The 12,857-nt window shown below is 71.0% G+C and carries 6 protein-coding genes; 2 read left to right on the forward strand and 4 right to left on the reverse strand.

Features of this window, described 5'->3' with window-relative positions; all coding sequences use genetic code 11:
- Positions 1–317 precede the first annotated feature (317 nt).
- Positions 318–5,258, forward strand: a complete 4,941-nt coding sequence (locus IG99_RS18155) for an NAD-glutamate dehydrogenase (protein ID WP_037675267.1) — start codon at positions 318–320, stop codon at positions 5,256–5,258.
- 130 nt (positions 5,259–5,388) lie between these two features.
- Positions 5,389–6,852, forward strand: coding sequence for a hypothetical protein (locus tag IG99_RS18160; protein WP_037675269.1), 1,464 nt, complete (start codon positions 5,389–5,391; stop codon positions 6,850–6,852).
- Positions 6,853–6,939: 87 nt separating this feature from the next.
- Here IG99_RS18160 and IG99_RS18165 read toward each other — a convergent pair whose 3' ends face one another.
- The 4 genes from IG99_RS18165 to IG99_RS18180 all read right to left on the reverse strand — a co-directional run bounded on the left by IG99_RS18165 (position 6,940) and on the right by IG99_RS18180 (position 12,702).
- On the reverse strand, positions 6,940–8,613 hold the full coding sequence (locus IG99_RS18165) for a glycosyltransferase family 2 protein (protein WP_037675272.1): 1,674 nt from the start codon (positions 8,611–8,613) through the stop codon (positions 6,940–6,942).
- Positions 8,610–10,817, reverse strand: a complete 2,208-nt coding sequence (locus tag IG99_RS18170; protein WP_037675275.1) for a CDP-glycerol glycerophosphotransferase family protein — start codon at positions 10,815–10,817, stop codon at positions 8,610–8,612. The genes IG99_RS18165 and IG99_RS18170 overlap by 4 nt, the downstream gene beginning before the upstream one ends.
- A 171-nt stretch (positions 10,818–10,988) precedes the next feature.
- A complete protein-coding gene (locus IG99_RS18175) occupies positions 10,989–11,798 on the reverse strand; it encodes an ABC transporter ATP-binding protein (RefSeq protein WP_037675277.1) in 810 nt (269 codons plus the stop codon).
- Positions 11,791–12,702 (reverse strand): ABC transporter permease, encoded by a 912-nt coding sequence (locus tag IG99_RS18180; protein ID WP_037675278.1) that lies wholly within the window; start codon positions 12,700–12,702, stop codon positions 11,791–11,793. Before IG99_RS18180 ends, IG99_RS18175 begins: the two co-directional genes overlap by 8 nt.
- Positions 12,703–12,857: the final 155 nt, after the last annotated feature.

Here is a 12,857-nt window from a genome sequence, read left to right on the forward strand (position 1 = left end):
GGGCGGCGTTGCCCCTGCCCTGCGCCCGGTGAGCACGGACCATCTCCGTGACCGGGCGGCGCTCGCTGGTCGTCGCGGGCGGGACGGGACCCTCAGAGCTCCCAGGACGCCGTACGCACCCACACCGGGCACGGCGCCGAGAGCAGCGTCACACCGTTCGGGCGTGTCGAAAATGGCCGATAACCCCCCGCTCATCTCCCCTTGCGGCATAGCGTCGAAGCAGACCGGACACCCCGCGTCTGGGCGTTGCGTCGGAAGGGCGGAGACCGTACTTCCTTCTACGTCACGCAATGGCGCGCGACAGGAGCCAGAGGACAATGCAGACCAAGCTGGACGAAGCCAAGGCCGAGTTGCTGGAGAGGGCTGCTCGGGTCGCTGAGAACAGCCCGGTCGGGGGGCACCTACCCACCGGGACGACGGGCGAGGGCACCCCGGACCGGGAGACCGTGCTCGCGTTCCTCCAGCGTTACTACCTGCACACCGCCCCGGAGGACCTGAGCGACCGCGACCCGGTCGACATCTTCGGAGCCGCTTTCTCGCACTACCGGCTGGCCGAGAACCGCCCACAGGGCACCGCCAGCGTCCGGGTCCACACCCCGACCGTCGAGGAGAACGGCTGGACGTGCAGCCACTCCGTCGTCGAGGTCGTCACCGACGACATGCCCTTCCTCGTGGACTCCGTGACGAACGAGCTGACCCGCCAGGGCCGCGGCATCCACGTCGTCATCCACCCGCAGGTCGTCGTCCGCCGCGACGTCACAGGCAGGCTCATCGAGGTGCTCAAGGCACCCCGCTCCGAGGACCTCCCGCACGACGCGCACACCGAGTCCTGGATCCACGTCGAGATCGACCGGGAGACCGACCGCGGCGACCTCAAGCAGATCACCGCCGATCTGCTGCGCGTCCTGTCCGACGTCCGCGAGGCCGTCGAGGACTGGGACAAGATGCGGGACGCGGCGCTGCGCATGGCCGATGAGCTGCCCGCGGAGCCGGTCGCCTCGGACCTGCGCGAGCAGGAGATCGACGAGGCGCGCGAGCTGCTGCGCTGGCTGGCCGCCGACCACTTCACCTTCCTCGGCTACCGCGAGTACCGGCTGCGGGGGGACGACTCCCTCGCCGCCGTGCCCGGCACCGGCCTCGGCGTCCTGCGCTCCGATCCGCAGCACTCCGGCGACGAGAGCCACCCGGTCAGCCCGTCCTTCGAGCGGCTGCCCGCGGACGCCCGCGCCAAGGCGCGCGAGCACAACCTGCTCGTCCTCACCAAGGCGAACAGCCGGTCCACCGTGCACCGGCCGTCGTACCTGGACTACATCGGCGTCAAGAAGTTCGACGCGGACGGCAACGTCGTCGGTGAGCGTCGCTTCCTCGGCCTGTTCTCCTCCGCCGCCTACACCGAGTCCGTCCGCCGGGTCCCGGTGATCCGGCGCAAGGTCGACGAGGTCCTGGAGAGCGCCGGCTTCTCGCCCAACAGCCACGACGGCCGCGACCTGCTCCAGATCCTGGAGACGTACCCGCGCGACGAGCTGTTCCAGACGCCGGTCGACGAGCTGCAGTCCATCGTGACCTCCGTGCTCTACCTCCAGGAGCGCCGGCGCCTCAGGCTCTACCTGCGCCAGGACGAGTACGGGCGCTACTACTCCGCCCTCGTCTACCTCCCGCGCGACCGCTACACCACCGGTGTCCGCCTCAGGATCATCGACATCCTGAAGGAGGAGCTCGGCGGTATCAGCGTCGACTTCACCGCCTGGAACACCGAGTCGATCCTCTCCCGGCTGCACTTCGTCGTCCGCGTCCCGCCGGGCACCGAACTGCCCGAGCTCAGCGACGGCGACAAGGAGCGCATCGAGGCACGGCTCGTCGAGGCCGCCCGCTCCTGGGTCGACGGGTTCTCGGACGCGCTGAACGCCGAACTCGGCGAGGAGCGCGCCGCCGAGCTGCTGCGCCGTTACAACAACGCCTTCCCCGAGGGCTACAAGGCCGACCACTCGCCGCGCGCGGCCGTCGCCGACCTGTGCAACCTGGAGCGGCTCAGCGAGGAGGAGGGCAACGACTTCGCCCTCAGCCTGTACGAGCCGGTGGGCGCCGCACCGGACGAACGCCGGTTCAAGATCTACCGCAAGGGCGAGTCGGTCTCCCTCTCCGCGGTGCTGCCGGTCCTCAGCCGGCTCGGCGTCGAGGTGGTGGACGAGCGGCCGTACGAGCTGCGCTGCTCGGACCGGAGCGTCGCCTGGATCTACGACTTCGGCCTGCGCATCCCCAAGTCACTCGCCGGCGGTAACGGCGACTACCTCGGTGACGACGGCCGCGAGCGGTTCCAGGAGGCGTTCGCCGCCACCTGGACCGGCAAGGCGGAGAACGACGGCTTCAACGCCCTCGTGCTGGGCGCGGGGCTGACCTGGCGGCAGGCGATGGTGCTGCGGGCGTACGCGAAGTACCTGCGGCAGGCCGGGTCGACGTTCAGCCAGGACTACATGGAGGACACCCTCCGCACCAACGTCCACACCACCCGCCTGCTGGTCTCCCTCTTCGAGGCGCGGATGTCCCCCGAGCGCCAGCGCGCCGGGATGGAGATCGTCGACGCCCTGCTGGAGGAGCTGGACGCCGCCCTCGACCAGGTGGCGAGCCTCGACGAGGACAGGATCCTGCGGTCCTTCCTCACCGTCATCAAGGCGACGCTGCGCACCAACTTCTTCCAGGAGGCGGAGGGCGGCAAGCCGCACGCCTACGTCTCCATGAAGTTCGACCCGCAGGCCATCCCGGACCTGCCGGCCCCGCGCCCGGCGTTCGAGATCTGGGTGTACTCGCCGCGCGTCGAGGGCGTGCACCTGCGGTTCGGGAAGGTCGCGCGCGGTGGTCTGCGCTGGTCCGACCGGCGTGAGGACTTCCGGACCGAGATCCTCGGCCTGGTGAAGGCGCAGATGGTGAAGAACACCGTCATCGTGCCCGTCGGCGCCAAGGGCGGCTTCGTCGCCAAGCAGCTGCCGGACCCGAGCGTCGACCGGGACGCCTGGCTGGCCGAGGGCATCGCCAGCTACAAGATGTTCATTTCGGCGCTGCTCGACATCACCGACAACATGGTGGCCGGCGAGGTCGTCCCGCCGGCGGACGTCGTCCGGCACGACGAGGACGACACCTATCTGGTGGTCGCCGCCGACAAGGGCACGGCGACGTTCTCGGACATCGCCAACGAGGTCGCCGAGTCGTACAACTTCTGGCTCGGGGACGCCTTCGCCTCCGGCGGCTCGGCGGGCTACGACCACAAGGGCATGGGCATCACCGCCCGCGGCGCCTGGGAGTCCGTCAAGCGGCACTTCCAGGAGCTGGGCGTGAACACGCAGGCCGAGGACTTCACGGTCGTCGGCATCGGTGACATGTCGGGTGACGTGTTCGGCAACGGCATGCTGCTCTCCGAGCACATCCGCCTGGTCGCCGCCTTCGATCACCGTCACATCTTCATCGACCCGCACCCCGTCGCGGAGACCTCCTACGCCGAGCGCCGCCGCCTGTTCGAGCTGCCCCGCTCCAGCTGGGCCGACTACAACACCGAGCTGCTGTCGGCCGGCGGCGGGATCTTCCCCCGTACGGCGAAGTCGATCCCGGTCAACGCACACATCCGCGAGGTCCTCGGCATCGAGGAGCGCGTCAGCAAGATGACGCCGGCCGACCTGATGAAGGCGATCCTCAAGGCGCCGGTGGACCTGCTGTGGAACGGCGGCATCGGTACGTACGTCAAGGCGGCCGGCGAGACGCACGCCGACGTCGGCGACAAGGCCAACGACCCCATCCGCGTGGACGGCGCGGACCTGCGGGTCCAGGTCGTCGGCGAGGGCGGCAACCTGGGGCTCACCCAGCTGGGCCGGATCGAGTTCGCGCTGCGCGGCGGCCGGATCAACACGGACGCCATCGACAACAGCGCGGGCGTGGACACCTCCGACCACGAGGTGAACATCAAGATCCTGCTCAACGGCCTGGTCGCGGACGGCGACATGACCGTCAAGCAGCGCAACAAGCTGCTCGCCGAGATGACCGACGAGGTCGGCGCGCTGGTCCTGCGCAACAACTACGCGCAGAACACGGCGATCGCCAACGCCCTCGCCCAGTCCAAGGACATGCTCCACGCCCAGCAGCGCTTCATCCGCCACCTGGTGCGCGAGGGCCACCTCGACCGGGCCCTGGAGTTCCTGCCCACCGACCGTCAGATCCGCGAGCGCCTCAGCCAGGGCCAGGGCCTGACCAGTCCGGAGACGGCCGTCCTGCTGGCGTACACGAAGATCACGGTCGCCGAGGAGCTGCTGCACACCTCGCTGCCCGACGACCCCTACCTGCGCGGTCTGCTGCACTGCTACTTCCCGACCGCGCTGCGCGAGCAGTTCGCCGACCGCGTCGACGGCCACCCGCTGCACCGTGAGATCACCACGACCGTCCTGGTCAACGACACGGTCAACACGGGCGGTACGACCTACCTGCACCGCCTGCGTGAGGAGACCGGTGCCTCGCTGGAGGAGATCGTCCGGGCGCAGACCGCGGCCCGCGCGATCTTCCGCTCCTCCGAGGTGTGGGACGCGGTCGAGGCGCTCGACAACCAGGTCGACGCCGATGTCCAGACCCGGATCCGGCTGCACTCGCGCCGTCTGGTGGAGCGCGGCACGCGCTGGCTGCTCAACAACCGGCCGCAGCCGTTGCAGCTCGCCGAGACCGTCGACTTCTTCGCCGAGCGCGTCGAGCACGTCTGGTCGCAGCTGCCGAAGCTGCTGCGGGGCGCGGACCTGGAGTGGTACCAGAAGATCCACGACGAGCTGACGGGCGCCGGCGTCCCGGACGAGCTGGCCACCCGGGTGGCCGGGTTCTCGTCCGCCTTCCCGACGCTCGACATCGTCTCGGTGGGCGACCGCATGAGCCGGGAGCCGCTGGATGTCGCCGACGTCTACTACGACCTCGCCGACCGGCTGCACATCACCCAGCTGATGGACCGCATCATCGAGCTGCCCCGCGCCGACCGCTGGCAGTCCATGGCCCGCGCCTCCATCCGCGAGGACCTGTACGCGGCCCACGCGGCACTGACGGCGGAGGTCCTGGCCGTCGGCAACGGCACGTCCACTCCCGAGCAGCGCTTCAAGGCGTGGCAGGAGAAGAACGCGGCGCTGCTGGGCCGGGCGCGGACGACTCTGGACGAGATCCAGAGCTCCGACTCGTTCGACCTGGCCAACCTGTCGGTGGCGATGCGGACGATGCGGACGCTGCTGCGGTCGCATTCATAGGCGGTACGACAGTGAGGGCGCCCCGGGCCGAAGGCTCGGGGCGCCCTGTTTTCCGGGCCCCCGCTCTTCGGTGGGCATCCCGGGTATAAATGGGCAATTCCGATAAAGTGGCCGCGTGACTCCGAGCGGGATGCGTGTCATGGCGCCGAGGGCGGTCGTCGCCCTCGTTCTGGTACTGCTGCTCCTGGTCGTGGTGCGGCTGCCCTGGGCCGGTGACCTCGGGATGCACGCTGCGACCGTCGAACGGCTGCGGCACAGTCTCACCGACCCCGGGAATCCGCTGGTCGACGCGGACACGCCCAGCCCCTACTACTCACCGTGGACGCTGCTGCTCGGGTGCCTCGCGCGGGTGACGGGGCTCTCGGCGTTCGTGGTGCTGCGGGTCGGGGCGCTGCTGGGGCTGGGGCTGCTGGTGACGGGGGTATGGCGGTACGTCCGGACGCTGAGCGCGCACCGTGCGGCGCCCGCGCTCGCGTTGCTGTGCCTGCTGTTCCTGTGGGGGACGGAGCTGTTCAACTGGAGCGGGTTCCTCGGGCTGAACTCCCTGGCGCTGACGGTGTCGTACCCGAGTGTGCTGGCGCTGGGGCTGGCCTTTCACTTCTGGGCGTGGCTCAGCCGGGCGGTGGGACGGGCGGAGCGGGGGTGGGGGGTGTGGTGCGGGCTGGGAGTGCTGTGGGCGGTGATCCTGCTGTGTCACCAGTTCTCCGGGGTCGTCGCGTCGCTGGGCGCGGCCGCCACGGTGGTCGCGGCACGGCCCGGGAGGGCGGTGTGGGCGCGCCTGGGAGTGGGAGTTGTGGTGGGGGCGGTGGTGCTGTGGGTGTGGCCGTACTACGACTTCTTCGCGCTGACCGGAGCGGCGGGGGAAGGGCTGGAAGCGCTGCACCGGGTGCTGTACGAGGACCTGGTCGGGAGGTTCGGGCTGGTGCTGGTGGGGGTGGCGGCGCTGGGGGTGCGGTGGTGGCGGGAGAGGTGGGATCCGTTGGTGCTGTTCTTCGTTCTGGGGGTGGTGGTCGTGGGGGCGGGGTGGGTGAGCGGGCACTACGCGTGGGGGCGGGCCTTGCCCGCGGTGTTGATTCCGGCGCAGGTCGCGGTGGCGTTGGAAGTGGTGGGCGTGGGGCGGAGAGGGGGGCGGGCGTGGTGGGCGTGTGTGCTGGCCGGAGCGTTGGTGGTGGGGGCGTGGACGCAGGTGGGGACGCTGGGCTATGTGGTGCGGCGGGGGTGGTTGCCGGGGGTGGTCGCGGAGAAGTACCGGGAGCCGTGGGCGGGGTACCACTGGATCACGCCGTGGGTGCGGTACGGGGATGTGGTGATGGCGCGGGACGGCCGGCCGGCGCGGCAGATTCCGGCGTACGGGGCGTACACCGTGGCGCCCGGGTATCCCGACTTCTTCCTGCCGGACGAGGGGAGGCGGGCGGCGGTGGTGCGGAGGTATTTCGCGGCGGGGACGTCGGAGGGGGAACGCAGGGAGATCGTGCGGGCTTATGGGGTGCGGTGGGTGGTGGACCGGGGGGCGGGGGGTTCGGTCCGGGAGCGGGGTTTGCGGGTGGTGGCTCGGGGGCCGGGTGGGCAGGTGCTCTACGCGGTGGTGCGTTGACGGTGGGGCAGCGTGGGGGCTGAGGGTGGGTAGGTCGCGCAGCCCGGCGTGTCAGCGCAGCCCGGCGTGTCAGCGCAGCCCGGCGTGTCAGCGCAGCACGCTCGACAGCAGCCGCATCGCTCGTCTCACCCTCGGGCGGGCTGCTCTGCGGAGTACCGGGCGGATCAGGGCCGTCATTCCGACCGGCTGCCAGCGGATCTGGAGGCGGCCCGGGCCTCGGGACTCCGGTTCGACGGTGAGTCGGTGGGGGGACGCCCCGTTGTGGTAGTCGACGCGGGTGGTGAAGGCGGGGAAGGACAGGGGGGCCAGGAGGAGGGTCGTGTTGGTGAGGTCCGCGTGGTGGAGGCGCAGGACGGGGTGACGGGTGCCGTGGAAGCCGTGCAGCGGGAGGGGGGCCGCCGCCAGGTCGAGGTGGACGTGGCCCTCGAACACGCCGGGGTGGACCGGGGCGAGGCAGAAGGGGGCCGTGAGGCGGCGCCGGCCGGGGCGGAGGACCAGGGAGGCGCGCAGGGGGCCCACGGGGAGGCGCTGGGCGGGGTCGTACGTGCGGATGGCCAGGTCGACCGAGGCGCCCGGGCCCCGGGTGACCTCGGTGATCTCGTGGCGGAAGCGGGCCCGTGGGAAGGGGCAGGTGTCCAGGGCCAGGTCGGAGAGGTCGAGTTCGCGGCGGGAGCGGTCGGAGCCGGGGACCTCGTTCCCCCAGTACATGCGGCCTTCCGCGTCCGTCGTCACCTCCCTCGGCGCCACGCCGTGGGCCACACCCCGGGCCGCCAGGCGGGCCTCGGGAAGGCGGTGGTCGCGGATCAGCTGGAGGACGACACGTTCCGCGCGCGGGAGCCGGGCGTAGGCGCCCGGGGAGAGGGTCTCCAGGTAGGGGGTGACGATGTCGGCGAACGCCGCCACCCACTCCTCGTCCCGGTGCGGCAGGTCCCCGGCGTACATGCGGAAGTCGTGCTTGAGGAACTTGTAGTCCTTGTCCTCGCGCAGGGACTCGTGCCCGCTCTCGGCGAGGAAGGCGTCGATGAGGTGCTGGACGTGGACGCGGTCGCGGACGTTCGTGAGCTTGTGGCGCTGGTTGGAGATGGAGGCCGCGTCGGAGGCCGCGTAGGGGGCCGTGTACCAGCGGTACACCGGTTCCGGGATGATCGTGAACGACTTCGCCAGGCAGTACGCCCGCGCGGTGAACAGCTGGTCCTCGTAGTGGATGTCCTCCGGGAAGCGCAGGTCGTGGCGGTCGAGGAAGGCGCGGGCGTACATCTTGCTGGTCGCCAGGTGCTCGAAGAACAGGCGCGGGTCGGCCTCGATGCCCTCCAGGGTGCGCCGCTCGGCGACCAGGTTCGGCATCCACGTCGAGTGGTTGCCGGTGTCCTCGCGTACGTGCCGCACCGCGCCCATCGCGAAGTCGATCTCCCGCTCGCGGTGGGCGGCCAGCAGCAACTCCACCGCGTTGTCCGTCAGTTCGTCGTCGCTGTCCAGGAACATCAGGTACGGCGCCCGGGCGGACTCCAGCGCGCGGTTGCGGGGAGCGCCGCAGCCGCCGCTGTTGTGCGGCAGGCGCAGATGCCGGACGCGGGGGTCCTCGGCGGCCAACCGCCGTGCCACCAGCGGGGTCTCGTCGGTGGAGTGGTCGTCGCTGATGACGATCTCGATGTTGCGGTGGGTCTGGCGGCGCACGGAGGCGACGGCCCTCGGGAGGCGCTCGGCGTCGTTGTAGACGATCACCGTGACCGTCACGTCGGGGGTCGTACCGGGAGTGCTCATGCGCCGCTCGCCCCCTCCGCCTCCTCGGGGCTCGGTGCCGGGGTGCGCTCGTCCAGCGGGGTGATCCGGGGCAGCGCCTCCTCGGGGGCGCCGAGGAAGACCCGGCGTACGACCCGTTCGGCGGCGCGTCCGTCGTCGTACTCGCAGAAGCGCCGCCGGAACGCCGCCCGCGCCTTGCCCGCGCTCTCGTCCCGCCAGGCGCCGGAGGTGAGGATCTCCGTCAACTCCTCCTGCGTGCGCGCCACCTGGCCCGGAGGCTCGGCCAGCAGGTCGAAGTAGACGCCGCGGGTGGTGGCGTAGGTCTCCCAGTCGTCGGCGTAGACGACGATCGGGCGGTCGAGGTTGGCGTAGTCGAACATGATGGACGAGTAGTCCGTGATCAGCGCGTCGGCGGCGAGGGCGAGCTCCTCGACGGGGGTGTACGACGAGACGTCGACGACCCGGCCGGTGCGGCGCAGGCCGGCCAGGGGGGAGGCGGAGGCGCCGTAGAAGTAGTGGCCGCGCACGAGCAGGACCGTGTCCTCGCCCAGCCGGTCGGCGAGTTCGGCGAGGTCGAGGCGCGGGGTCCAGCCGGCCTCGTAGTCGCGGTGGGTGGGGGCGTAGAGGAGGGCCCGGCGGCCCGGCCGGATGCCCAGGCGGGCGCGGACGGCGCGGACGTCGGCCGCGGTCGCCGTGCAGTAGACGTCGTTGCGCGGATAGCCGTGGTCGAGGGAGACGAACCGGGCCGGGTAAGCGCGCTCCCACATGCGGGTGGAGTGGCTGTTGGCGGAGACGCTGTAGTCCCACTTGTCGATGCGCGCCAGCAGGGCGTCGAAGTCCAGGCCCTGGGCTGCGGCCGGGAAGTGCATCTGGTCCAGGCCCATGCGCTTGAGCGGGGTGCCGTGGTGGGTCTGGACGTGGACCGCGTCCGGGCGTTTCACCACGGCGTTGGCGAAGTTGACGTTGTTGACCAGGTACTTCGCCGTGGCCAGGGCCTCCCAGTAGCGGCGGGTGCCGGGGATCACGTGGTCGGTGCCGGGCGGCAGCAGCGCCGCGTTCTCCCGGGTGACCACCCACACCGGGTGGATCCACGGGGCCAGCTCGGTGAGCTTGTCGGCGATCGCGGCCGGATTGCAGGCGACCCCGCGGTTCCAGTAGGCCGCGAAGACGGCCAGGTGGGGGTTGACCGGGCGGTCGAGGGCCTTGCGGTACTGGTGGGCGCGGACCTTCGCGCGGACCTGCCGTTTACGGGCCCGTACGGCGGCCCGGGCGGCCCGGCGGGTGCGGTTGGCGGCCTGGAAGGCCCGGTACTTGGTGTAGGCGTCCTCTTCCAGCAGTGAACGCCTCACGCCCTCGAGGCCGGCCGGGCGGCGGTGGTTCTCCGGGCGGTGGCGCAGGGCCGCCACGGAGGACCGGCGGAAGAACTCCCGCGCCACCGGGTCGGGCAGCGGGGTGCGGGCGAAGGTGCGCAGGCAGTCCTGGACCATCACGTCGTAGAGGACGGCGTGGGCGGCGGTGCGGTCCTTGGCCAGGGGGAGGAGGGCCTCGTAGCGGCCGACGAGGGCGTAGTGGTCCTCGGGTGCGGACGGCGGGAGGCTCTCGGGGCGCAGCCGCCGGTGCTCGTGGGCGACGTGGTCGAGGCAGCCGACGCGGTCGGCGCGCAGGAGGACGGCGTGGGCGGCGAACGCCTCGTCGTCGCTGGTGAACTCCTCCTGGTGCGCTCGCCAGAACTCGGCGCGTACGGCCCGGTTGCCCAGGAGCGGGGTCAGACGGACGAGGTACGGGGCGTCGTCGAGGGTGAGGTCGGTGTGGCCTGCGCGGGCCAGGAGACGGCCGTCGGGGGAAGGAGCCGCGGTGATCGCCCAGGTGGAGCGGACGTGGTCGAAGAGCAGGACGTCCACCGTGTCCGGCAGTTCCGCGGCGCGCTCGGCGACGGCGTGTGGGGCGCCCGCCGGCAGCCCGTCCCTGGAGTGGACGAAGTGCAGCCAGCGGCCGCTCGCGCGCGCGGCCCCCGCGGCCCGGGCCTCGGCCTCGGTCGTGCCGTCCGGCAGGGGCAGCACCAGCATCTCGGGGGTGTGCCGCTGCGCGGTCTCCCGGGCCCAGTCGCCGACCGCGGCCACGATCACCTCGACGCCCGGGAGGGGCTGGGCGGCCAGGGAGTCGAGCAGGCCGGTCAGGTGCCCCTGGGTGTTGGGCCCGTGGACGATGACGCTGAGCTCGGGCATCGCGGGGACTCCTTCGCCTGGTGGCCGCCGGGGCATCCGTGCGGGGTGCGGATGTGCGAGCGCACCCTCTTGGACATCGTGGCATCCAGGGGGCGAAAGGGATAAGTATGGTTGGGCCGGTTGGGCTGTACGGGGGCGATGGCCGTAGCCCGGGTGCGGTCACACCCGGGCTCAGGCTGCCTTCGGCGCCTTGTCCGCGCCGCCCGTGAACGCCTCGTACTCCTGCAGGACGTCCTCCGTGGGCCCGTCCATGCGCAGCTCGCCCCGCTCCAGCCACAGGACGCGGTCGCAGGTGTCGCGGATCGACTTGTTGTTGTGGCTGACCAGGAACACCGTGCCCGCGTGTTCGCGCAGTTCGCGGATGCGTTCCTCCGAGCGCTTCTGGAAGGAGCGGTCGCCGGTGGCCAGGGCCTCGTCGATGAGCAGGACGTCGTGGTCCTTGGCTGCGGCGATGGAGAAGCGCAGGCGGGCGGCCATGCCGGAGGAGTACGTCCGCATCGGCAGGGTGATGAAGTCGCCCTTCTCGTTGATGCCGGAGAAGTCGACGATCTCCTGGTAACGGCCCTTGATCTGCTCGCGGGACATCCCCATCGCCAGGCCGCCGAGGTAGACGTTCCGCTCGCCGGTCAGGTCGCTCATCATGGCGGCGTTCACGCCGAGGAGGGAGGGCTGGCCGTCGGTGTAGATCCGGCCGTTCTCCACCGGGAGCAGCCCGGCGACCGCCTTCAGCAGGGTCGACTTGCCGGAGCCGTTGGTGCCGATCAGGCCGATCGCCTCGCCCTTGTAGGCGACGAAGGACACCTTCTTGACGGCGTGCACCTTGCGGACGCCCGCCGCCTTCTCGGCCTTCTCGCGGCGCAGCATGCGGTTGAGGGCGGCGGTCGCGGAGCCGCGCCCCGCGCCGGTGCCGTTGACCCGGTAGACGATGTCGACGCCGTCCACGACGACGGTGGGGACGTTGGAGCTTGGGATCTCAGCCACGGCCGTACGTCTCCTCAGCCTTCCAGAAGTAGATGAAGCCGCCGACGCCGGCGATCAGCGCCCAGCCGGTCGCGACCGCCCACACGTGCGGCGGCAGCTGGCCGGCGTGGAAGCTGTCGATGAGCGAGAAGCGCATCAGGTCGATGTAGACGGCGGCCGGGTTGGCCGCCAGCGCGACCGACACCACGTGCGGCAGGTGGTCCTTGGCGGTCAGCTTGTCGATGCTCCACATGACGCCCGAGACGTACATCCAGGTGCGCAGGACGAACGGCATCAGCTGGGCGATGTCGGGGGTCTTGGCGCCCCAGCGCGCCATGATCATCGAGACGCCGGCGTTGAAGGTGAACTGCAGCACCAGGGCGGGGAGTGCCAGCACCCAGGACGGGCCCACCGGAACGCCGAAGCAGAGCAGGATGACGACCAGGGCGCCCATGGAGAACAGCAGCTGCTGGAGCTGCTGGAGGCAGAACGAGATCGGCAGGGCCGCCCGCGGGAAGTGCAGGGCCCGGACCAGGCCCAGGTTCCCGGAGATGGCGCGGGTGCCCGCCATGATCGAGCTCTGGGTGAACGTCCAGATGAACACGCCCGTCACCAGGAACGGGATGTAGTCGGGCACCCCGTGCTTGGTGCCCAGCAGCACGCCGAAGATGAAGTAGTACACGGCCGCGTTCAGCAGCGGGGTCATCACCTGCCAGACCTGGCCCAGTTTCGCCTGGCTGTACTGGGCGGTGAGCTTGGCGGTGGCGAAGGCGCCGATGAAGTGGCGCCGGGCCCACAGCTGGCTGACGTACTCGCGCAGGGAGGGGCGGGCGCCGCTGACCGTCAGACCGTACCGGGCCGCCAGCGCGCTGAGGTCGTCGGTCGGGGGCGGTGTCTGGGGCGGTGTGTGGAGGACCTGGCTCACATCCGCTGCTTTCGCTCGAGGGAGGGGTGCGGGAATCGTCGTCCGACGTCTTCTTACGCTTCTCTTGTCGTTTTCTTACGTCGGAACGGCACCGTATCGTCGCAACGTGAGCGTAGGCCGATCAGGCGTCGGAACGCAACCGTTTCGTCGTGACG

This window comes from Streptomyces griseus subsp. griseus, assembly GCF_000720255.1.
Lineage (GTDB): Bacteria > Actinomycetota > Actinomycetes > Streptomycetales > Streptomycetaceae > Streptomyces > Streptomyces griseus_I.

What these genes read in the sequence shown, in the direction of transcription:
- IG99_RS18155 (WP_037675267.1), top strand. Translation starts at nt 318, where the DNA reads ATGCAGACCAAGCTGGACGAAGCCAAGGCCGAGTTGCTGGAGAGGGCT.
- IG99_RS18160 (WP_037675269.1), top strand. Translation starts at nt 5,389, where the DNA reads ATGCGTGTCATGGCGCCGAGGGCGGTCGTCGCCCTCGTTCTGGTACTG.
- IG99_RS18165 (WP_037675272.1), bottom strand. Translation starts at nt 8,613, where the DNA reads ATGAGCACTCCCGGTACGACCCCCGACGTGACGGTCACGGTGATCGTC.
- IG99_RS18170 (WP_037675275.1), bottom strand. Translation starts at nt 10,817, where the DNA reads ATGCCCGAGCTCAGCGTCATCGTCCACGGGCCCAACACCCAGGGGCAC.